Origin of the sequence: Pseudomonas sp. QE6 (assembly GCF_041379005.1) — a bacterium.
Lineage (GTDB): Bacteria > Pseudomonadota > Gammaproteobacteria > Pseudomonadales > Pseudomonadaceae > Pseudomonas.
Window position 1 is genome coordinate 1,919,758 of sequence record NZ_CP166873.1, and the last position, 21,858, is coordinate 1,941,615.

Here is a 21,858-nt window from a genome sequence, read left to right on the forward strand (position 1 = left end):
GCGCATGACCCAGATCCTGGACAACCTGGTGGCTCTGCTGAGCCTGGAGCAGATCGAAGAGAACCTGTTCCGCGGCATGAGCCAGGACCTCGGGTTCCGCCAGCTCTACGGCGGACAGGTGCTCGGCCAGGCGCTGTCGGCGGCCAGCCAGACCGTCGATCCCGAGCGCCACGTACACTCGATGCACGGTTACTTCCTGCGTCCGGGCGATGCCAGCAAGCCGGTCGTCTACCAGGTCGACCGCGTGCGCGACGGCGGCACCTTCAGCACCCGCCGCGTCACCGCGATCCAGAAGGGCCAGCCGATCTTTGCCCTGAGCACCTCGTTCCAGACTGACGAAGGGGGCTTCGAACACCAGATCACCATGCCCGACGTGGTCGGCCCGGAGAACCTGCCGACGGACCTCGAGCTCAAGCAGCGCAGCGCCCAGCAGTTCCCCGAGCGCATCCGCGACAAGCTGCTGTACCCCAAGCCCATCGAAATCCGCCCGGTCACTCAGAACGACCCTTATGACCCGGTGGTCGGCGAGCCGATCAAGTACCTCTGGCTGCGTGCCGACGGCAAGCTGCCGGACGTGCCGGCGCTGCACAAGTACATCCTCGCCTACGCCTCGGACTTCGGCTTCCTCACCACCTCGCTGCTGCCCCATGGCCGCTCGGTGTGGCAGAAGGACATGCAGGTCGCCACCATCGACCATTCCGTGTGGTTCCACCGCGACCTGCGCGCGGACGAGTGGCTGCTCTACGCCATCGACAGCCCCTGGGCCGGCAATGGCCGTGGCTTCGTGCGCGGCAGCGTGTTCAACCGTGACGGCCAATTGGTCGCTTCGGCGACCCAGGAAGGCCTGATCCGCCACCGCGAGGATTGGTCGTGAGACTCGACGAGATACGCCACTGGGTGTTCGACATGGACGGCACCCTGACCCTGGCGGTTCACGATTTTCCAGCGATCAAGCGGGCCCTGGGCATTCCCCAGGAGCACGACATCCTCTCCCATCTCGCGGCACTGCCGGAGGACGAGGCGGCAGCCAAGCATGCCTGGCTGCTGGAGCACGAGCGCGAGCTGGCGGTGGCCTCCACCGCAGCGCCCGGTGCGGTGGCGCTGGTGCGGGCGCTGCATGGCGCGGGCTATCGCCTGGGTATCCTGACCCGCAACGCCCATGAGCTGGCGCTGATCACCCTGGACGCCATCGGCATTGGTGACTGCTTCCTCACCGAGGACATCCTCGGGCGCGGCGAGGCCGATCCCAAGCCGAGCCCGGATGGTCTGCTGCGTCTCGCCGCTCGTTGGGATGTGGCGCCGCAGCGGATGCTGATGGTCGGCGACTACCGCTTCGACCTCGACTGCGCCCGCGCGGCTGGTGCGTACAGTGCGCTGGTGAACCTGCCGGACAATCCCTGGCCCGAGCTGAGCGACTGGCACGCGCAGGATTGCGCGGAGTTGGGGCGGATGGCGGGGGTTCTGGTCTAAGCCCGTGGTTGTGCGGGTTCGCGAGCAAGCTCGCTCCTACAGGTCTTGCTTACACTGAAGCTTCGGAGTGTGCCGGGCTGCTCTTCGTAGGAGCGAGCTTGCTCGCGAACAGCCATTGGCACCGCTGCTGCAAATCCAGGGAGCCTCGAACGTAGGATGGGTATCGCTTCGCTCCACGCCATCCTACAAAAGCACTACGCCTTACAGCTCCGGCGTCCAGGTCACCGCCAGCAGCGCGGTGCGTCCCGGTTCGCGGTAGGGGCTCGCTTCGCCCGTGAAGTCCATCGGGCTGGTCGGGCGCAGGTAGTCGCCCAGGGCGTAATTGCGGTCCAGGGCGTTATCCAGCTTCAGGTCGAAGCGAATCTCATCGCTGGCCAGCCAGCTGGTGCGCAGGTCGAGTACGCCGTAGCCTGCGAGTTCGCGCGTGTTGGCGGCGTCGTCATAACGCTGGCTGACCGCGCGCCAGGAGCCGCCGACGCCGTAGGCGCCGAACTGGCGGTCGAGGTCCAGGCTCAGGGTGCGGCGCGCGCGGGTGGGCAGGGTGTGGCCGGTGTCGCGGTCGCGCGGGTCGATCAGGCTCAGGCCCAGGTTCGCCTGCCAGCCCAGCACTTCGCGGGCGACGCTGGCCTCGAAGCCATTGATGCGCGCCTTGGCGATGTTTTCCGGCTGGTTGCTGGTGCTGTCCCAGGCGATCAGGTCGTCGACGTCGGTGCGGTACAGCGAGGCTTCCAGATGGGTGCCGGAAAAGTCGCCGCGCCATTGCAGCTCGTAGGTCTTCGAGGTCTCGGGCTTGAGGTTGGGGTTGCCCGCACCGGGGTAGTAGAGGTCGCTGAAGGTCGGCGCGCGGAAGCCTTCGCCGTAGCTGGCGATCCAGCTCTGGTTGTCGCCCACCGGCAGGCTGAAGGCGGCGTTCCAGCTGTTCTGGGTGCCGTAGACCTGGTTGTCGTCGTGGCGCAGGCCAAGTTCGGTACCGAAGTGTTCGCCCTTGAAGCTGTGCTGGGCGAAGAAGGCGTGGTTCTCGCGCTGGTCCTGGGCGAACTCGGTGCTGCCTTCGACCCGGTCTTCGTACCAGTCGGCACCCAGGGCGAGCTGGTTGGCGGCGTCCAGTTGCAGGCGGTTGATCCAGCCGGCCGAGTGGCGGGTGGTTTCCAGGGTGCCGTTGTTCCAGCTGTCGGCGGCGCCCACGGCCTTGTTGCGGTCGAAGCTGCGGCCCAGTTCCAGGCGGCTGTTCCAGATGTCGGTGAGCTGTCCTTCGAGGTAGCCGCTGTAGCTGCTGACGCGGAATTCGTCGCGCGGCAGGCCCGGCTCGAAGTTGTAGGCGTCGTCGTATTCGTTCTTGCCGCGCTGGTCGTTGAGGTTCAGGCCGGCCTTCCAGTCCTCGTTGAAGCGGTGGTCGAGGTTCAGGTGTACGGCCTTGTTGCGCTGGGCGTCGTCGTCGCTGTCGGCGCCGACGTTGTCGCTGGTGCGGTCCCAGCCATCACTCTCGTCGAGGCTGCCGCCCAGGTTGAAGGTGGTGCGCTCGTCGCCGCCGGAGAGATTCACGCTGCGTTCGAAGGTGCCGTGGCTGCCGGCCGCCAGGCGCAGTTCCGGGTGCAGCCCGGCCTCGCCACGGCGAGTGAAGATCTGGATCACGCCGCCGATGGCGTCGGCGCCGTACAGGGACGAGCGCGGGCCGCGGGTCACTTCGACGCGTTCGATGTTGTCGATGCTCAGGTAGTCCAGGCGGGCGATGCCGGTGCTGGCCGAGGCGACGCGCTGGCCGTCGACCAGGACCAGCGTCTGCGCGGTGCTGGTGCCGCGAACGGAGTAGGAGACCACCCCGCCGGAGCTGCCCATCTGCACACCGGGCACGCGCTTGAGCAGTTCGGGCACGCTGCGTACCTGCAGGCGTTCGATGTCCTTGCGGGTGAATACGCTGTTGGCGGCGGTGGCCTGGGCGCGCGGCTGGACGTGGCGGCCCGAGGTGATCACCAGGGCGGGCAGGGCGTAGACGTCGTCGGTCGGAACGGCGGCATCGGCGAAGGCCAGGCCGGGCAGCAGGCCGGTGGCCAGGGCGAGTCGGGTCAGTTTCATGGATCGTCCTCAAAAGCGGTCGGATGACTTTCGAGGAGGGCGTGGCAAGGGCGGCGGGCCGCACTTGACGGTGCGGCCCTCCGCAACACCTGTCGGGGCGTACGAGGGCGGTCTCCGGGCTGCCGACACTCACGTCTGCGGCCTTCCCATGCGGATGCACAGTGGCGGTTCGCAGCGCGGCAGGCCGGGGCCTGCGGTCGGTTACCGTTGCGGGGGCAGCGCAGGTCTTTCACCTGCTTCCCGTTACCTCGAACGAAAACGGGCGCACCTTAGTAGGTGCGCCCGTCACTGGCAATACTCCGGGAGAGGCATGCGCTCAGCGGTTGCCGAGCGCCTCCAGGCGAGCGCTCACCGAGCGTTCGATGCCGGCAGCGTCAAGACCGCACTCGGCGAGCATCTGCGCGGGCTTGGCGTGCTCGACGTAGTAGTCCGGCAGGCCCAGGTGCAGGATCGGCTGCAGGATGCTCTCGCGGGCGAGGAATTCGCTGACGGCGGCACCGGCGCCCCCCATCACGGCGTTTTCCTCGAGGGTCACCAGCAGGTCGTGGCTGGCGGCCAGCTGGCGCACCAGTTCCTCGTCCAGCGGCTTGACGAAGCGCATGTCGGCGACGCTGGCGTCGAACTGCTCGGCGACTTTCAGCGCCTCGGCCAGTTGCACGCCGAACACCAGGAAGGCGACCTTGCCGGCCTTGCCTTCGCGGCGCAGCACGCCCTTGCCGATCTCGACCGGTTCCAGCGCCGCCTCGATGGGGGCGTTGGGGCCGGTGCCGCGCGGGTAGCGCACCGCCGCCGGGCCTTCGAAGTGATGGCCGGTGGTGAGCAGCTTGCGCAGCTCGTTCTCGTCGCTGGGGGTCATCACCAGCATGCCGGGGATGCAGCGCAGGTAGGAGAGGTCGAAGCTGCCGGCGTGGGTCGGGCCGTCTTCGCCCACCAGACCGGCGCGGTCGATGGCGAACAGCACGTCGAGGTTCTGCACCGCGACGTCATGGATCAGCTGGTCGTAGCCGCGCTGCAGGAAGGTGGAGTAGATCGCCACCACGGGCTTGGCGCCGTCGCAGGCCATGCCGGCCGCCAGGGTCACGGCGTGCTGCTCGGCGATGGCGACGTCGAAGTAGCGGTCCGGGAATTTATCCGCGAAGGCCACCAGGTCCGAGCCTTCCTTCATTGCCGGGGTGATGCCGACCAGGCGCGGGTCCTGGGCTGCCATGTCGCACAGCCACTGGCCGAACACGCTGGAGTACTTGGGCCCGGAGGGCTTCTTCGGTTCCGCCGGGGCCTTGATCGGCTCCAGCTTGGTAATGGCGTGGTAGCCGATGGGGTCGATCTCGGCCGGGCCGAAGCCCTTGCCCTTCTTGGTCACCACGTGGAGGAACTGCGGGCCGTCCAGGTCGCGCATGTTGCGCAGGGTGGCGATCAGGGTCGGCAGGTCGTGGCCGTCGATGGGGCCGACGTAGTTCCAGCCCAGCTCCTCGAACAGGGTGCCGGGGACCAGCATGCCCTTGGCATGTTCCTCGACCTTGCGCGCGATCTCCCAGGCGCCCGGCAGGCGCGAGAGGATCTTCTTGCTGCCCTCGCGCATGCTCGAATAGGTGCGGCTGGAGATGATCTTGGCCAGGTAGTTGGACAGGCCGCCGACATTCTTGGAGATCGACATGTCGTTGTCGTTGAGGATCACCAGCATGTTGGCCTTGACGTCCGACGCGTGGTTCAGCGCCTCGAAGGCCATGCCGGCGGTCAGTGCGCCGTCGCCGATCACCGCCACCGATTTGCGGTTCGAGCCCTGCATGCGCGCGGCAATGGCCATGCCCAGTGCAGCGCTGATGGAGGTGCTGGAGTGGCCGACGCCGAAGGTGTCGTACTCGCTCTCCGAGCGGCGCGGGAAGGCGGCCAGGCCGTCCTTCTGGCGCAGGCTGCCCATGCGCTCGCGGCGGCCGGTGAGGATCTTGTGCGGGTAGGCCTGGTGGCCGACGTCCCACACCAGGCGGTCGTCCGGGGTGTCGAAGACGTAGTGCAGGGCGACCGTCAGCTCGATCACGCCGAGCCCGGCGCCGAAATGGCCGCCAGTCTGGCCAACGCTGTACAGCAGGTACTGGCGCAGTTCGTCAGCGAGGGTCAGCAGCTCCGCTTCGCCCAGCCGGCGCAGTTCGACCGGCGTGCTGGCGCGGTCGAGCAGGGGCGTGGCGGGGCGCTCGCGGGGAATCTCGTGGAACGTCGTGGGCATCAGGCTGATCGTTATGAGAAGGCAAAAGATGCGGGAGTTTACCTGATGCTTGGGATTGGCCCAAGCAACGTGGGGCCAATCCATCGGCTGACCGGATGGTCGGATCGCAGTTGCGGACTGTGCCGAAATCGTCGTCGGGCTAGCCGATTGTGCGCAAGCGGTGGGAAGCCGGAGCGGCCACTGTAGGCCGGAACGGTCCGGCGGCGGATTGCCGCATCGGACGTAGACGACGGGTAAGGATTGAGGAGGACTGCGTGACCCGATTGAGCCTGGAAGAATTGCGCGAGCTGTCGGTGGCGATCCTGCGCCACCACGGTTTCAGCGAACCCCACGTGCAGGCAGTGACCGACACCGTGCTGGCCGGTGAGCGCGATGGCTGTACGTCCCATGGCGTCTGGCGGTTGCTGGGCTGCATCCATACGGCGCGCGCCGGCAAGGTGTCGCTCGATGCCGTGCCGGAGCTGTCGGAGCCCGCGCCGGCGCTGGTGCGCGTCGATGCCAAGGGCGGCTTCTCGCAGTGCGCTTTCGATCTCGGCTTGCCGAAGCTGGTGGAGAAGGCGCGCAGCCAGGGCATCGCCGCACTGGCGATCAATCATTGCGTGCACTTCTCGGCGCTTTGGGTGGAGATCGAGCGGATCACCGCCCACGGCCTGGTGGCGCTGGCGGTCACGCCGGCCCAGGCCTACGTAGCGCCGGCGGGTGGAACGCGGCCGTTGTTCGGCACCAACCCCATCGCGTTCGGCTGGCCGCGGGCCGGGCAGAACCCTTACGTCTTCGATTTCGCCACCACGGTCGTGGCGCGTGGGGAAATCCAGTTGCATGAACGCGAGGGCAAGGCGATTCCGCTGGGCTGGGGCATCGACGCCGACGGCAACCCCAGCACCGACCCTGGTGCCGTGCTCGAGGGCGCCATGCTGACCTTCGGCGGGCACAAGGGCTCGGCGTTGGCGACCATGGTCGAGCTGATCGCCGGGCCCTTGATTGGCGACCTGACCAGTGCCGAGTCCTCGGTCTTCGATGCGGGGACTAAGTCGTCGCCTTATCACGGCGAACTGCTGATCGCCATCGACCCCACGCGCTTCCTTGGCGCCGATGCCGCGCAGCACCTGGCGCGGGCGGAGACGCTGTTCGAATCCATCGTCGACATGGGCGCGCGCCTGCCCTCGCAACGCCGCTTCGCCGCGCGTGAGCGCAGCTTGGCCGGGGGTGTGGCGATCAGCGATTCGCTGTATGCCGATCTGCGCGGGCTGCTGGAGTAACGCGGGTACATTCTCCGTAGGAGCGAGCTTGCTCGCGAACCTGGGCCCGCAGCGGTGGTTGGTTCGCGAGCAAGCTCGCTCCTACAAAGAGCCACGCATAAAAAAGCCCCGGCGCCAGGCCGGGGCTGATCGTCGGTGCGGGACTGGCCGACATTCACTCCCTCACCGACGAACCCTCAACGGGACAACGGCTCCCGTGTCGTCTCGCCATCCACCAGCCGGGCGATGCCCAGCGGGTTGGCGTCCTTCAGCGCATCGGGCAGCAGCGCGTCGGGGTAGTTCTGGTAGCACACCGGACGCAGGAAGCGGTCTATGGCCAGGCTGCCCACCGAAGTGCCGCGAGCGTCGGAGGTGGCCGGGTAGGGGCCGCCATGGACCATCGCGTCGCAGACTTCCACCCCCGTTGGGTAGCCGTTGAGCAGCAGGCGGCCGGCCTTGCGTTCCAGCAGCGGCACCAGCGCGGCGAAGTGCGCGAGGTCGGCGGGCTCGGCGATCAGGGTCGCCGTGAGCTGGCCGTGCAGGGCTGCCAGGGCGCGGCGCAGTTCGGCCTCGTCGGCGACTTCCACCAGCACGGTGGTCGGGCCGAAGACTTCCTCCTGCAGCAATTCGTCGCCCTCCAGCAGCAGGCGGACGTCGGCCTGGAACAATTGCGGCCGCGCCTGCCGGCCTTCCTGCGCCTGTCCGGCGAGGTGGCGCACGCCGGGGTGGGCGTGCAGGCGCGCCAGGCCCTGCTCGTAGCTCTTCAGGGTGCCGGCGTTGAGCATGGTCTGCGCCGGGCGCTGGCCGAGTTCGGCGATCAGCTGGGCGGTGAACAGGCTGAAGGCCGGCGAGGCGATGCCGATGACCAGGCCGGGGTTGGTGCAGAACTGGCCGCAGCCGAGTACCACCGAGTCTGCCAGTTCACGGGCGACCTGTTCGCCACGCGCTTGCAGTGCGGCTGGCAGGACCAGCACCGGGTTGATGCTGCTCATCTCGGCGAACACCGGGATCGGCTGCGGGCGGGCGGCGGCCAGGTCGCAGAGCGCGCGGCCACCTTTCAGAGAGCCGGTGAAGCCCACGGCCTGGATCGCCGGGTGCTTCACCAGCGCCTCTCCGACACCACCGCCATAGATCATGTTGAATACCCCGGCCGGCATCCCTGTGGCTTCGGCCGCGCGAATGATCGCTTCGGCGACCCGCTCGGCGGTCGCCATATGGCCGCTGTGGGCCTTCACCACCACCGGGCAGCCGGCGGCCAGCGCGGCGGCGGTGTCGCCGCCGGCGGTGGAGAAGGCCAGGGGGAAGTTGCTGGCGCCGAATACCGCCACCGGGCCGACGCCGGTGCGGTACTGGCGCAGGTCCGGGCGCGGCAGCGGCTGGCGCTCGGGCAGCGCGCGGTCGATGCGGGCGCCGAGGAAGTCGCCGCGGCGCAGCACCCTGGCGAACAGGCGCATCTGGTTGGCGGTGCGGCCGCGCTCGCCCTGGATGCGCGCGGCGGGCAGGGCGGTCTCGCGGCAGACGATGGCGATGAAGTCGTCCCCCAGCGCCTCCAGTTCGCCGGCGATGGCGTCGAGGAATGCGGCGCGGCGCTCGGCGGGCAGGTTGCTGTAGAGCGGGAAGGCGGCTTCGGCGGCGAGGGCGGCGGCTTCCACTTCCTCGGGTGTGGCTTGCAGGAAGGCGCGGGGCAGTGCTTCGCCGGTGGTGGCGTCGAGGCTTTGCAGGCGGATGCTGCCGGCGCCGCTGCGGCGGCCGGCGATGAAGTTGCGGGCGAGTTCGGATGTCATCGGGTGCTCCGGATCAGGATTTGGCGTGGCGGGCGGCGGCTTCGGCGTCCACTTCGCGCAGCGACTTGCCGCGGGTTTCGCGGGTCAGGCCGACGGCGACCAGGGAGATGAGCGAGGCGCCGACCAGGTACCAGGCGATCGGGGTGGAACTGTTGTATTGCTTGAGCAGGCTGACGGCGATCAGCGGCGCCAGGGAGCCGGCGAAGATCGGCGCCACCTGGTAGCACAGCGACAGCGCGGTGTAGCGCACGTGGGTGGGGAACAGCTCGGCCATCAGCGCCGAGTAGGGCGCGTAGGTCATCGACTCGATGGCCAGGCCCACGGCGATGGCGGCCATGATCAGCCAGTCGTTGCCGGTGTCCATCAGCGGGAAGCCGACGAAGCCCCACAGCGCGGTGAGCAGCGCGCCGGTCAGGTACACCGGTTTGCGCCCGACGATGTCGGACAGGTAGCCCATCAGCGGGATCATGAAGAAGTGCAGCAGGTGCGCGCCGAACATCAGCAGGAGGATCTGCGAGGTGTCCTTGTGCACCACCAGCTTCAGGTAGGTGATGGAGAAGGTGACCACGGTGTAGTAGAGGATGTTCTCGGCGAAGCGCGCACCGATGCCGACCAGCACGGCGCGCCAGTGGCGGGTGACGACTTCCACCACGCCCAGCTGGGCCTGCTGGACGTGCTGCTGGCGTGCCTGGGCTTCCTTGAAGATCGGCGCGTCGTCGACCCGGCTGCGAATCCAGTAGCCGATCAGCACCACCACCGCGGAGAACCAGAAGGCCACGCGCCAGCCCCAGTCGAGGAACTGCTGTTCCGACAGGCCGGTGGACAGCAATAACAGGGCGACGGTCGCCACCAGGTTGCCGGCCGGCACCCCGGCCTGCGGCCAACTGGCCCAGAAGCCGCGGCGATCGTCCGGGCTGTGTTCGGAGACGAGCAGGATCGCGCCGCCCCATTCGCCGCCGAAGGCGAAGCCCTGGATCAGCCGCAGCAGCACCAGCAGGACCGGCGCGGCATAGCCGATGGTCTCGAAGGTGGGCAGGCAGCCCATGAGGAAGGTGGTGATGCCGACCACGATCAGGCTGATCTGCAACAGGTGCTTGCGACCGAGCTTGTCGCCGTAGTGGCCGAACACCAGGCCGCCGAGCGGGCGGGCGAGGAAGCCCACGGCGTAGAGGGCGAACGCGGCGATGATGCCGTCGATGGGGCTGTCGGTCTGGCGGAAGAACAGCTGGCCGAAGACCAGCGCCGAGGCGGTGCCGTAGAGGAAGAATTCGTACCACTCGGCCACGGTGCCAGCCATGGCGGCGGCGACCACGCGTTTCAGGCCGGCGGGTGCGTGGGTGGTTTCGCGGGGCAGATCACGGGATGCGGCGGTCGTCGTGGAGGTCATGGCGGTGGGGCTCCGTTGGTCCACGGTGGAAGAGGGGAGGTTCCTTCGCCCTGTCCGAGGGAGGGGGTGTTCGTGAAGGCTCCAAGCCGGCACGAACAGTCCCCTCTCCCTCTGGGAGAGGGCCAGGGTGAGGGCTGTCTCGAATGAACTCAGAGGCCCACGTCAGGCAGCTTCGGCCGGGTGGCCAGGGCCTTGGCCATGATCCGCTCGACGTGCTCGCGGTCGGCGCCTTGAAGCGCCAGGCGTGGTGGGCGGGTGAGGGCGGTGCCGCGGCCGGCGATCTCTTCGCAGAGCTTGATGCACTGCACCAGGTCCGGACGGGCGTCGAGGTGGAGGATCGGCATCAGCCATTCGTAGATCGGCATGGCCTCTTCGAAGCGACCGGCCTTGCACAGGCGGAAGATGGTCTCGCCTTCCTGCGGGAAGACGTTGGACATGCCGGAGATCCAGCCTTCGGCGCCCACCGCGATGCTTTCCAGCACCACGTCGTCGAGGCCGGCGAAGAGGATGAAGCGATCGCCCACTTCATTGCGCACGTCGATGAAGCGGCGGGTGTCGCCGGAGCTGTCCTTGAAGCAGACGATGTTCTCGCAGTCGGCCAGGGAGATGAGGATGTCCGGGGTGACGTCGTTCTTGTAGATCGGCGGGTTGTTGTAGACCATCACCGGCAGGTCGGTGCTGGTGGCCACGCTGCGGAAGTGCGCGGCGGTCTCGTGCGGCTTCGAGGAGTAGACCAGCGCCGGCATCACCATGATGCCGTCGACGCCGACCTTCTGCACCGCCTTGGCCACCTGGGAGGCGCCCTGGCTGGTGAACTCGGCGATACCGCAGATCACCGGCACGCGACCGCCGGAGGCATCCTTGGCAACTTCGGTCACGGCCATCTTTTCCTCGATGGTCAGCGAGGTGTTCTCGCCCACGCTGCCGCACACCACCAGCCCGGACACGCCGTCGCGCACCAGGTTGGAGATCACCTTGTGGGTGGCGTCCAGGTTGACCGAGAAATCGTCGTTGAACTGAGTGGTGACCGCAGGGAATACACCGCTCCAATTAACCTTCTTGCTCATGTTGCCTCCAATTGGCGTATTTCGTATACGAAATGGGTTGGAGAGTTCCGCTGCATTTCGTCATTCGACCCGTTGCGCGGGTCCGTTGGGTGCCGCTACGCGGCGAAAGGGGTGGGTCAGTAACCGTTGGGCCAGGTGTCGGAGAGCCGGTAGCCTTCGGGCCACGGATCGTCCGGGTCGAGCAGGTGCTGGTGGGTGCCGGTGATCCAGGCACGCCCGGCGATGCGCGGGTGGATGGCCGCCTTGCCGCCAACGCTGGTGAGGCCGTCGATGCGGCAGTGGAACTGCGAGCCGATGATCGAGTGGCCGACGAAGCGGTCGCCGTCCTTCAACTGGCCCTTGGCATGCAGCACGGCCATGCGTGCCGAGCAGCCGGTGCCGCAGGGCGAGCGGTCGATCTTGCCGGGGCGGATTACCACGGCGTTGCGGCCGTGCAGCACGCCGTCGATGCGCTCCACCGGGGCGGCCAGCTGGCAGAAGGAGATGTGTGCCCAGTCGCGGTTTTCCGGATGGACGAAGCCCAGCTGCTGGTTGGCGGCGTGGGTGATCTTCAGCCCGGTGGCGACCAGGTCGGCGGCCTCCGAGGCGTGCAGGCTGAAGCCCAGGGCCTGGGCGTCGGCGATGACGAAGCTGTCGCCGCCATAGGCGGTGTCCACCTGCAGCGAGCCGAGGCCTTCCACCTCGATCCAGGCGTCGAGCTTGTCGGCGAAGGAGGGCAGGTTGCGCACTTCCACGCGCTGCACCTTGCCGTCCTTGCAGTCGGCCACGGCCTCGATCAGCCCGCCGGGAGCTTCCAGGGTCAGGCGGGTCTGCGGTTCCTGCATCGGCAGGATGCCGCTGTCGAGCAGCACGGTGCTCACGCACAGCGAATTGGAGCCGGACATCGGCGGGGTGTCCGCCGGCTCCATGATGATCCAGCCCATCTGCGCGCGCGGGTCCTTTGCCGGGACCAGCAGGTTCACGTGGCGGAACACGCCGCCGCGCGGCTCGTTGAGGACGAAGTTGCGCAGCGTGTTGTCGCTGGCGATCCAGCGCGACTGCGCCCACAGGGTGTCGCCCGGCGGCGGGGCGACGCCGCCGACGATGACGTCGCCGACCTCGCCTTCGGCGTGGCAGCTGACCATGTGGATGATCTTGCTCGAACGCATGTCTGTCTCCTGATTCCTTTGGGGCCTGGGTAGGTGCGCGGTTACAGCACCGATCTCAAGAACTCCGCCGTCTCCGGTTTCTGCGGGTTGCCGATCACCTGTTCCGGCTCGCCGATCTCATGCACGAGCCCGTTGCGGAAGAACGCCACGCGGTCGGACACGTCGCGGGCGAAGCGGATCTCGTGGGTCACCAGCACCATGGTCATGCCTTCCTCGGCGAGCAGGCGCATGGTGTCGAGCACCTCGCCCACCAACTGCGGGTCGAGCGCCGAGGTGGCTTCGTCGAACAGCATGTAGTCCGGCGACATGGCCAACGCGCGGGCGATCGCCATGCGCTGCTGCTGACCGCCGGAGAGCTTGTTGGGGAAGACCTTGAGCTTGTCGCCCAGGCCCACGTGCTTGAGCTGCTTCACCGCCATCGCCTCGGCCTCTTCCTTGCTCTGGCCGAGCACCTTGCGCGGGGCCAGCATGACGTTCTCCAGCACGGTGAGGTGCGGGAAGGCGTTCCACTGCTGGAAGACGATGCCGATCTTCTGCCGCAGCTTGTTCAGGTCGGTGCCCTTGGCGTGCACCTCGGTGCCGTCGACGCGGATGCTGCCCTTCTGGATCGGCTCCAGGCCGTTGATGCACATCAGCAGGGTGGACTTGCCCGAACCCGAGCCGCCGATGATCGAGACCACTTCGCCCTTCTTCACGCTCAGGCTCACGCCCTTGACCACTTCGAGGTCGCCGTAGGCTTTGTGCACGTTGTCGATTTCAATCATTTTCCTGCCACCTTCTTTCCAGACGGGTGCCGAGGCGCGCCACCACCCAGCTCATGAGGTAATAGATGATCCCGGCGATGCACAGCACCAGCAGGGGCTCCTGAATGCGCGTGACGATGGTCTGCGAAGCGCGCAGCAACTCGACGATGCCGATCCACATGACCAGCGCGGTGTCCTTCATCACTCCCAGCACCAGGTTCAGCCAGCCGGGGAAGGCCACGCGGGTGGCCAGCGGCAGGACGATGTAGCGCAGGTCCTGCCAGTAGGAGAGCCCCAGCGAGCGGCTGGCGCGGCGCAGGTTGGGCTGCACGGCGAGGATGCCGCTGCGGACGATCTCGGTGCAGTACGCCGCCGCGTAGATGCCCAGCACCAGGCAGCCGACGGAGAAGGCGCTCCAGTTCAGCCCGGCGATGCTTTTCAGCGAGTTGAACAGCACGAACTGGATCAGCAGCGGCACGCTGCGGAACAGGTCGAGAAACCAGCCCAGCGGCAGGCTGGCGCGTGGCAGGGTGGCGCGCAGCCAGCCCAGCAGCACGCCGGCCAGGGTGCCGATGAGCATGGCGGCGATGGTCAGCTTGACGGTGACCCAGGCCCCCTGGAGGAGGAACTGCAGGTCATTGGCGGTGAAGCTCGTTTCGAACATGCCGTGCCTCCCTTAGTAGCGGAACAGACGCCAGCCCAGCAGGCGGGCGGCCGCCACGATGACCTTGGCGATGATGTAATAGAGCACCGCCGCCAGGGCGAAGTACTCGAAGGTGCGGAAGGTGCGCACGTTGAAGTCCTGGGTGACGCCGGTGAGGTCGTTGTTGAGCCCCACCACCACGCCCAGGGAGGTCATCAGCACCGCCCAGACCATCTGGTTGGTGAGCGGGTAGAAGACGATGCGCAGCAACTGCGGAATGACGATCAGCCGGTACGCCTGGAAGGCGCTCATGCCCAGCGAGCGCGCGGCGCGCATCTGGGTGTCCGGCACGGCCTTGAGGCCGCCGCGGAAGTTCTCCGCGAGGTAGCCGGCGTTGTTGAAGGTGATCCCCGCCAGCAGCGCCACCCAGGAGCTGACGTGCAGGCCGAAGGAGCCCAGGCCGAAGTACAGGATGTAGATCTGGAACAGCGATGGGGTGTTGCGCGCAATGGATACCCAGGTATCGGCGAAGCCCTTCAGCCACGGATTCTTCATCTGCCGCATGACGGTCAGCAGCAGGGCGATGAGCACCCCGAGGAGCATCGACAGGGCGGCGGTCTCCAGGGTCACCAGGGCGCCGCCGAGCATGTCCGGCAGGGCCTGGAAGGCCGAGCGCCAGTGGAAGCTGTAGTTGAACATCAGCCTGCCTCCCCGCTCAGCCAGGCCGGCACGCCGCCGTCGGCACGTGCGCTGCAGGCAGCCTCGACGCACACGGCCAGGCTGCCGAAATGCACCTGGCGGCCGGCCAGGCCCGGACCGTAGTGGGCGTATTTCGCCGAGTTGGTGATCAGCGCGGTGCAGTGCGGCGGGATGATCGGCTCGCCGAGCATGCACCAGCAGGTGTCGTTGACCAGCAGCGCGCCGAAGTCCTGCAGCACCTGCACGTGGCCCGCCGCCCGCGCCTGCTCCTGCACGGCGCGACCGAGGGTGATGACCAGCGCGACGTCCGGATGCTTGCGGCGCCCGGCCAGCAGCCGGGCGAGGCTGGCGCATTCGCTGGCGGAGAAGTGCGGGTTGCCCAGGGACACCAGCTGCACGGTCGGCTCGCTGGCGCGGTCCAGCTCGCGCCAGGTGGCGACCAGGTCCGCCGGGGTGACGCGCAACTGCTGGCGCGGCGCCTGGCCGCCGAGGGCGGTGGCCACGTCCGGCGCTTCCGGGGTCACCCCGGCGATGTGGAACATCGGCGCCGCGGAGGTGGTGGCGAAGGCCGCGCCGAAGGCTTTCAGCGCGTCACTGTCCGGGGCCAGTGCTTGCAGGCCCTCGACCACCGGGATGCGGCTGCCGCACAGCGAACCGATGTGGTAGCCGAGCAGCGGGTAGATCGACTCGTCATGGGTCGCCGGCAGCTCGACATCCACCCGCAGCGTGGCCAGCCGGCCTTCGTCGCGGTGACTGCCGACGTTCGGCGCGCGGCCGGTGAGGGCAATGCAGATGTCGAGGTAATCCGGGTACTTCAGGGTGCGCGCGCCGAGCACGCTGTTGGCGTACACCACGGCGTTGGACTCGGCCCAGACCACCTGGTCGCCGAGGCCAGGGGCGGTGTCCAGCAGGTAGGGCGCGCAGGTGTAGCTGAGCTGCGCGCCCATCGCCATGTAGGCGTCGCCCACCGCGCTGGCGGGCTCGCCGAAGTCCTTGTCGACCCCCAGCTCGCGCCACTGGCGGTGGTCCACGGAAATCGAATTGAGGGTGGTCGGCACCCGCACCTTGGCGCCCCAGTCCACCAGCTGGCGGGCGAAGCGCAGGCTCGCAGGGCCGGTGTAGATGCAGCCGTCGATGTGCGCCTGGGTCACGTCCAGCAGGTCCTTGGCGCCTTGCAGCGCGGCCATGCGCAGGAGGATCTGCATGGCTGCCTGGGCCGCCTTGCCGTGTGCGCCGTCGAGCAGCGCACGATCATCGGCGTCCAGCGCCAGGCCCTCGGGCAACGGGCCGGCATCGCTGGCCATCACGCCCCGCCAGTCATCGGCGGGGCGCTGTGGATAAAGCGTTACCCGGTCATTTTCGATGCGCGCCCAGACGCCGCCGGCGAGCCGCTCGAAGCCGTCACGCCCCAGGCACAGCACTGGGATCGCGCGGCCGAACAGCACCTGCGCCACCAGCACGCCGAGGGTGAGGATTTCGTCCGGCTCGGCCAACAGCAAGGCCGCTGGCGCGTGGCCATTGAGCAGCATTTCCAGCATCACGCTGCTGCCGGTGCAGGAGCCGCGTCCGCTGGGGATCGCCAGAACCCGGCCAGGCAGCAGCTGGCCACTGAGCGGGTGGTGGCGGTCGATGACTTCGCCGCTGAAGGGATCGACGCCCCCCCACAGGCTCAGCCCCGTCCCCGCGCACAACAACGCCCCCTCGGCGCTGCCGCCCATCAGGACGCGGCCGCTGAGGGCCACGTCCATAACCTCTGATGCGTGCATCGAAGACATCATCGGTCCGCCGTCAGTAGTACACGTGGGGAACGGTGAGTTCGACCGGGGTGCCGCCGACCCACTTGTCGTACAGCTCGGCGTAGCGGCCGGTGCGCACCTGCTGGTTGACGAACAGGTTGAGGTAGTTGATCAGGCCGAACTCGTTGCGCTGGGCGGCCAGCGACACGTAGTCGATGACGTAGGGCGCGTTGCCCGCCACCTTCAGGCCCTTGTACTTGCCGGACTTCAGGGTGGAGGCGGCGACGGTGTTGGTGACCACGGTGGCGTCGATGTGGCCCTGGGCGACGGCGAGGATGGTGTCGTTCTGGGTCTGGTAGGCGCGGAAGCTGCCGTTGCCCCACTTCTTCACGTCCTTCTCCAGGGCGATGGCTTCATAGGTGCCGCTGGTGTTGCCCACCGGACGGCCCTTGATGTCGGCGTAGCTGTTGATGCCGGTGTCTTCGCGGGTCAGCACCACCATCTGGAAGGCGAAGTAGGGCACGGTCATGCCCACGGTCTTGGCGCGCTCCAGGGTGTCGGAGGTGGAGGCGACGATGACGTCGGCGCGGCCGGAGACCAGTGCCGGGATGCGGTCGGGGAAGGGCGTCTCGACGACTTCGGCGGTAACGCCGAGGACTTTCGCCAGGTCGTTGCAATAGTCGACGTCGAAGCCCACCGGGTTGTTCTGCGCATCGCGCGAGCCCATGGGCGGGAAGTCCAGGGTCACCGCGCAGCGCAGCTTGCCGGATTCGATGATGTCGTCGAGCTTGTCGGCCTGGGCCTGACTGATAAGGAAGGTACTGGCAACAGCGGTGAGGGCTACAGCGATTCGACTGAATTTCATGGGGGCCTCGCTCTGGTCAGTGTTGTGCAGTGATTTTTGTATTAGGGATTTCGTATACGATATTTTCTAGAGCAAGGCATGTGCCAGAAATCGTCCGAGCGGGTGTCGTGGGACGCAGGCCCCGCCGTTGAGGGGGCGGACCCTGGGTAAGCGAGGGAAGTGGCTGAAGGGATGCTTCCGAAGGCTGTTACCGAATGAAGCAGGCGAGTGTTTCGCTGCCCCGAATGGAAGCACTACGAGTCAGCGCAGCGTGCTCTGCGACTCGCGATACTGGGTCGGCGACAGCCCGGTGAGGGCGCGGAACTGGCGGCTGAAGGCGCTGTGGTCGGTGTAACCGCAGCGTAGGGCGATCTCGGTGATCGGCAGGTCTTCGGCGAGCAGGCGGGTGGCGGCGCCGAGGCGCGCCTTGTGGATCATCTGCCGCGGCGTGAGCTGGAAGATGCGCTTGCAGTGACGCTCCAGCTGGGCGACGGACAGACCGGCCAGTTCGGTGAGTTCACTGAGGTTGATCGGCTTGTCGAAGTGCTCGCGGATATAGGCGTCCACCGTGGCCAGGCGCTGGTACGCCGGATGGGTCGACTGCGCTGCCTGCAGGTCGCTGGAGATGCCGGCCATGCCGATCACCTTGCCGTCGGCATCGCGCAGCGCCAGCTTGTGGGTCAGGCACCAGCCGGGCTGGCGCGCGGGGTAGAGGTGCAGTTCCAGCTGGTCGCTGAGCTGCCCGCCGGTTTCCAGCACACGGCGATCCTGCTCGGTGTAGATCGGCCCGAAGCGCGAAGGGAAGACGTCCTCGGCGGTACGCCCGAGCAGCTCGCCGGCATCCTTCACGCCGCAACGCCGCGCCAGGGTCCGGTTGACCATCACGTAGCGCGCGGCGGTGTCCTTGATGAAGAACACCACGCCGGGCATGGCGTCGAGCAGCGGAGTGATCTGCTGCAGGGTCTGCAGCAGGCTGTCCAGGTCGCGGGCGCCCTGGGGAATCAGGTCGTGCATCGGGAAGTGGCTTGGCTGACGAAACACGGCTGAAGATACGGGACGAATAGGCCTGGGGGAAGTTGCGTGTGCGTGCGTAGGGCGGAGGTAGAGACGGCGGATCAAGCGTGCCGCTTTATGCGCCCTACGGGGTGCGCTGTATGAGGCGGACGTAGGGCGCATAACGCCTCAAGCGTTATCCGCCACTCGCCGCTTGTGCCTTCAGTCTTCGGCCAACTGCAACAAGGTTTCCACCCGTGCCGGGCTGAACGGCGGGCGCGGCGCCGGCGGTTGCCAGCCGAACAGTTGCTGCACCGCCGCGCCGCACACGCGGCCCTGGCAGGCGCCCATGCCGCAGCGGCTGGCGAGCTTGGCGGCGGTCCAGTCCGGTTTGCCAACGAGGGCCGAGTAGGGCACGTCCTCGCAGCGGCAGACCAGGGTGTCCGGCTCGGCCAGTTGGCTCAGGCGCGGGTCGAGGGCGAAGTCGCGCCGCAGTGCATCGGCGAAGCCCTGCCAGCGCTGGCGCTGCGGCCACAGTGCGCGGGCGTGTTCGTGTTCGCCCACTGCTGCATGGCCGGCGATGCGGCCTTCCACCAGAGCGAGTTCGGAGCCGCCGAAACCGGTGCATTCGCCCGCCGCGTAGATACCGGCGCGGGTGCTCGCCTGCCAGGCATCGATGCGGATCGCGCCGTTCTCGATGGGGCAGCCCAGCGCTTGGCCGAGCTGGGTGTTGGGGACCAGGCCGAACCCGCAGGCCAGTCGGTCGCATTCGATTTCCACCACCTTGCCGCCCTGGTTCATGCGCACGGCTTCGAGACGCTCGTTGCCCAGCGCGGCGACCACATGGCTGTCGGCGCGGTAGGTACGATCGTAGAGACCGAAGGACTGCAGCAGCTTGTTCGGCCAGCGCGGCAGCATCACCGCGAAGCGCGCCAGCGCAGGCCACGAAGCCTGCTCGGCGATGCGCAGGATGCGGGCGCCGTTGCTGCGGGCGGTGGCGGCGCTGGCGAGCAGCAGCGGGCCGCTGCCAGCGATCACCACGCGTTGCCCATTGACCGGCATGCCGCCCTTGATCAGCGCCTGCAAACCGCCGGCGCCGGTAACACCCGGCAGCGTCCAGCCGGGGAAGGGCAGCAGCAATTCGCGGGCACCGGTGCAGAGAATCAGCTTGTGGTAATCCAGCCGCCAGCCGCGCTCGGCATCTTCCAGCAGCAGGCCCTGTTCGCCGGCCAGCGCCACCACGCGGGTACCGTTGTGAATGCGGACATTGGCGCAGGCGACAACCTTCTCACGCAACTCAATGGCGGCCCGGGGCAGATGCGCATTCGGACCGTCGCGCCAGATCTGGCCGCCGGGCAACGGGTTGTCGTCGAGGATGACGATGCTGGCGCCGCTCGGTGCGGCAGCGAGAGCGGCGGACAGCCCGGCCGGGCCGGCGCCGATGATGACGATATCGGCCACTGCGCTCATGGGCGGGTCTCCACCTGCATGCCGTCGCGGCAGAGGGTCTGGCAGGCCAGGCGGCGCTGGCCGTCGATGCTTACCCGGCATTCCTGGCAGACACCCATGCCGCACAGCGGCGCGCGGCGTTGGCCGCTGACCGAGGTGCGGGTGGTGCCGTCGCCACCCAGGGCGAGCGCGGCGGCCACCGTGGTGCCGGCGGCGACCCGCAGCGGGCGGCCGTCGAGGATCAGGTCAGGCATGGGCGGTGACTCCGAGGAAGCGGCGCGGGGAATAGGGTTCGGCGGCCAGCGGCAACGGCTCGTCGCACAGTTGCGCGGCGAGCAGGTCGGCGGTGCCCGGCGCGGTGGTCACGCCGAGACCTTCGTGGCCGACCGCCAGCCACAGGCCGGGGCGTTGTGGGTGCTCGCCCACCAGCGGCAGGCCGTCCGGGCTGGCGGCACGGAAACCGGCCCAGCTGCGAATCACGTTGAGGTAGGCCAGGCCGGGCATGTAGTCCACGGCGCGGCGCAGCATCTTCGCCAGCATCCAGCCTTCCACCTGCGGGTCGGTGGTGCCGAACTGCCGCGAGGCGCCGATGAACAGTTGCCCGGTCGGGCGTGGCTGGATATTGCAGGCTACCGACGGCCCGCTGGCATTGTGCGCACTGGTCACGTAGCCCAGCTCCACCAGCGTGCGGCGCACCTTGCCGGGGTAGCGGTCGGTGATCAGCAGATGGCCCTTCTTCGGCTCGATGGGCAGCCCCGGGCACAGCTCGCCGGCCTGGATGCCGTTGGCCAGCACCACGGCCCTGGCGCTCAGCCACTGGCCGTTGTCCAGGCGCACGCGGGGCTCGTCGATTTCCACCACCCTGGCCTGGCGCTGGCGGATCGGCTTGCGCGCCGACTCCAGCAGCCAGGCGGCGGCGCGCGGTGCGTAGAGAATGCCGTCGCCGGTGATCTCCAGCCCGCCGTGCAGGTCGTTGCGCAGCTCGGGTTCTTCCCGCTGCAGCTCCGCGCCGTTCAGCAGCCTGGCAGCCACGCCGTGCTCGCGCAGCACAGCGAACTTGCGCTCGGCTTCGGCCATCTCTTCGGCATTGGCCGCCAGCCACAGCGTGCCGTTGCTGCGATAGGCACACTCGGCGGGCATGTCGCGGCCCCACTCGCGCCAGCGTTGCAGCGAGTAGTCGCTCAGTGCGAGTTCGGCGGCGTTGTCGTCCAGCACCAGCAGATGGCCCATGCCGACGGCGGTGGCGCCGGGCAGGCGCGCGTCCAGCACCAGCACGTCCAGCCCGCGCTGGGCGAAGGCGTGGGCGCAGGCGGCGCCGACGATGCCGGCGCCGATGACGATGATGTCGGCATCGCTCACGGGCGGATGCCCCAGGCGAAGGGATCGTCCTCTTCCAGCAGCAGGGTGGCTTCGGCGCTGATGTTGGCGCGGCCCCGGATGGTCGGGATGATGCGCCCTTCCTCCGGCTCGCCGGCCCATTCGAAGCGGCCCTCGAACTGGCTGCCGATCACGCTGGCCTGGCGCCAGGCTTCGCCGGCAGCGAGCTTGCCGTCGGCGGCCAGGCACGCCAGCTTGGCGCTGGTGCCGGTGCCGCAAGGGGAGCGGTCATAGGCCTTGCCGGGGCAGAGCACGTAGTTGCGGCTGTCGGCGTCGGGGTCGTCGGCGAACAGCTCGATATGGTCGATCAGCCCACCGTCTTCGCCACGGATGCCCTGGTCCTCCAGCGCCTTCTGCACGGCGACGGTGTAGGCGGTGAGCGCTTCGAGATTGTCCCCGGCCACGCGCAGGCCGTGCTCGGAAATCAGGAAGAACCAGTTGCCGCCCCAGGCGATATCGCCGCGCACCAGGCCATGACCGGGCACTTCCACCGGCACCTGCTTGCGGTAGCGGTAGGCGGGCACGTTGCGCACACTCACCGAGCGGTCGTCGTGCAGGGTCGCTTCGACGGTGCCCACCGGCGTTTCGATCTTGTGCGTACCGGGACCGATGCGCCCCAGGTGCGCCAGCGAAACCACCAGGCCGATGGTGCCGTGGCCGCACATGCCCAGGTAGCCGGTGTTGTTGAAGAAGATCACCCCGGCACAGGCGCTCGGGTCCACCGGCTCGCAGAGCAGTGCACCGACCAGCACGTCGCTGCCGCGCGGCTCCAGCACCGTGGCGGCGCGCCAGGCGTCATGCTCCTTGGCCAGCCGCGAGCGGCGCTCGGCCATGCTGCCGTCGCCCAGATCGGGAAAGCCGTCGAGCACCAGGCGGGTGGGTTCGCCGCCGGTATGGGAATCGAGAACCTGGATGCGTTTCATGCTGCCCCCTGAGGTGTCTTGTTGTAGACCCTAGGGTGGCGCGGGGAGGTTCGGAGGGCTTGA

19 protein-coding genes and 1 riboswitch are annotated in these 21,858 nt (G+C 68.2%); of the genes, 3 read left to right on the plus strand and 16 right to left on the minus strand.

Translation table 11 applies throughout. The annotated features are described in order from the left end of the window. Positions 1-4: 4 nt before the first annotated feature. Together tesB and ACAW63_RS08845 are read left to right on the plus strand one after the other, a co-directional pair. Positions 5-874: an acyl-CoA thioesterase II gene (tesB, locus tag ACAW63_RS08840; protein ID WP_275610116.1), complete on the plus strand. Its 870-nt coding sequence runs from the start codon at positions 5-7 to the stop codon at positions 872-874. Positions 875-906: 32 nt separating this feature from the next. Next, a complete protein-coding gene (locus ACAW63_RS08845; RefSeq protein WP_371234623.1) occupies positions 907-1,470 on the plus strand; it encodes an HAD family hydrolase in 564 nt (187 codons plus the stop codon). Positions 1,471-1,671: 201 nt separating this feature from the next. Here the strand turns inward: ACAW63_RS08845 and ACAW63_RS08850 are convergent, their stop codons facing one another. Together ACAW63_RS08850 and dxs are read right to left on the minus strand one after the other, a co-directional pair. Beyond that, a complete protein-coding gene (locus ACAW63_RS08850; RefSeq protein ID WP_371233086.1) occupies positions 1,672-3,543 on the minus strand; it encodes a TonB-dependent receptor domain-containing protein in 1,872 nt (623 codons plus the stop codon). Positions 3,544-3,630: 87 nt separating this feature from the next. Continuing rightward, positions 3,631-3,831: riboswitch (cobalamin riboswitch) on the minus strand. A gap of 28 nt (positions 3,832-3,859) precedes the next feature. Then, the gene (dxs, locus tag ACAW63_RS08855) at positions 3,860-5,764 is read right to left on the minus strand and encodes a 1-deoxy-D-xylulose-5-phosphate synthase (protein WP_371233088.1); all 1,905 of its coding nucleotides are present in this window, start codon (positions 5,762-5,764) and stop codon (positions 3,860-3,862) included. A gap of 254 nt (positions 5,765-6,018) precedes the next feature. Between dxs and ACAW63_RS08860 the strand changes: the two genes are divergently transcribed. Continuing rightward, a complete protein-coding gene (locus ACAW63_RS08860) occupies positions 6,019-7,023 on the plus strand; it encodes an Ldh family oxidoreductase (RefSeq protein ID WP_371233090.1) in 1,005 nt (334 codons plus the stop codon). 176 nt (positions 7,024-7,199) lie between these two features. On the opposite strand, the gene ACAW63_RS08865 is transcribed toward ACAW63_RS08860, so the two are convergent. From ACAW63_RS08865 to ACAW63_RS08930, 14 genes are all read right to left on the minus strand, one after another. Then, on the minus strand, positions 7,200-8,786 hold the full coding sequence (locus ACAW63_RS08865) for an aldehyde dehydrogenase (NADP(+)) (RefSeq protein WP_371233092.1): 1,587 nt from the start codon (positions 8,784-8,786) through the stop codon (positions 7,200-7,202). 13 nt (positions 8,787-8,799) lie between these two features. Continuing rightward, positions 8,800-10,173: a fosfomycin efflux MFS transporter AbaF gene (gene abaF / locus ACAW63_RS08870; RefSeq protein ID WP_371233095.1), complete on the minus strand. Its 1,374-nt coding sequence runs from the start codon at positions 10,171-10,173 to the stop codon at positions 8,800-8,802. A gap of 149 nt (positions 10,174-10,322) precedes the next feature. Continuing rightward, positions 10,323-11,240, minus strand: a complete 918-nt coding sequence (locus ACAW63_RS08875) for a dihydrodipicolinate synthase family protein (RefSeq protein ID WP_371233097.1) — start codon at positions 11,238-11,240, stop codon at positions 10,323-10,325. A gap of 116 nt (positions 11,241-11,356) precedes the next feature. After that, positions 11,357-12,388 carry a proline racemase family protein gene (locus ACAW63_RS08880; protein ID WP_371233098.1) on the minus strand — a complete coding sequence of 344 codons (1,032 nt, stop codon included), beginning with the start codon at positions 12,386-12,388 and terminating at the stop codon, positions 11,357-11,359. A gap of 41 nt (positions 12,389-12,429) precedes the next feature. After that, positions 12,430-13,152, minus strand: a complete 723-nt coding sequence (locus ACAW63_RS08885; protein WP_371233100.1) for an amino acid ABC transporter ATP-binding protein — start codon at positions 13,150-13,152, stop codon at positions 12,430-12,432. Then, entirely contained in the window at positions 13,145-13,795 is a 651-nt protein-coding gene (locus ACAW63_RS08890) for an amino acid ABC transporter permease (RefSeq protein WP_275610126.1), read from the minus strand. Before ACAW63_RS08890 ends, ACAW63_RS08885 begins: the two co-directional genes overlap by 8 nt. Positions 13,796-13,807: 12 nt before the next feature. Continuing rightward, a complete protein-coding gene (locus ACAW63_RS08895; protein ID WP_331318390.1) occupies positions 13,808-14,473 on the minus strand; it encodes an amino acid ABC transporter permease in 666 nt (221 codons plus the stop codon). Further along, positions 14,473-16,239 carry an aconitase X gene (locus tag ACAW63_RS08900; RefSeq protein WP_371233103.1) on the minus strand — a complete coding sequence of 589 codons (1,767 nt, stop codon included), beginning with the start codon at positions 16,237-16,239 and terminating at the stop codon, positions 14,473-14,475. Before ACAW63_RS08900 ends, ACAW63_RS08895 begins: the two co-directional genes overlap by 1 nt. A gap of 22 nt (positions 16,240-16,261) precedes the next feature. Continuing rightward, positions 16,262-17,074, minus strand: coding sequence for a transporter substrate-binding domain-containing protein (locus ACAW63_RS08905; protein ID WP_275610129.1), 813 nt, complete (start codon positions 17,072-17,074; stop codon positions 16,262-16,264). 240 nt (positions 17,075-17,314) lie between these two features. Next, on the minus strand, positions 17,315-18,067 hold the full coding sequence (locus ACAW63_RS08910; protein WP_371233106.1) for a helix-turn-helix domain-containing protein: 753 nt from the start codon (positions 18,065-18,067) through the stop codon (positions 17,315-17,317). A 201-nt stretch (positions 18,068-18,268) separates the two neighbouring features. Beyond that, positions 18,269-19,516, minus strand: coding sequence for an FAD-dependent oxidoreductase (locus ACAW63_RS08915; RefSeq protein ID WP_371233108.1), 1,248 nt, complete (start codon positions 19,514-19,516; stop codon positions 18,269-18,271). Next, positions 19,513-19,749 (minus strand): 2Fe-2S iron-sulfur cluster-binding protein, encoded by a 237-nt coding sequence (locus ACAW63_RS08920; RefSeq protein WP_275610132.1) that lies wholly within the window; start codon positions 19,747-19,749, stop codon positions 19,513-19,515. The genes ACAW63_RS08915 and ACAW63_RS08920 overlap by 4 nt, the downstream gene beginning before the upstream one ends. Further along, positions 19,742-20,854, minus strand: a complete 1,113-nt coding sequence (locus ACAW63_RS08925; protein WP_371233110.1) for an NAD(P)/FAD-dependent oxidoreductase — start codon at positions 20,852-20,854, stop codon at positions 19,742-19,744. The genes ACAW63_RS08920 and ACAW63_RS08925 overlap by 8 nt, the downstream gene beginning before the upstream one ends. Then, positions 20,851-21,795: a 4-hydroxyproline epimerase gene (locus ACAW63_RS08930; RefSeq protein WP_371233112.1), complete on the minus strand. Its 945-nt coding sequence runs from the start codon at positions 21,793-21,795 to the stop codon at positions 20,851-20,853. The genes ACAW63_RS08925 and ACAW63_RS08930 overlap by 4 nt, the downstream gene beginning before the upstream one ends. Positions 21,796-21,858: the final 63 nt, after the last annotated feature.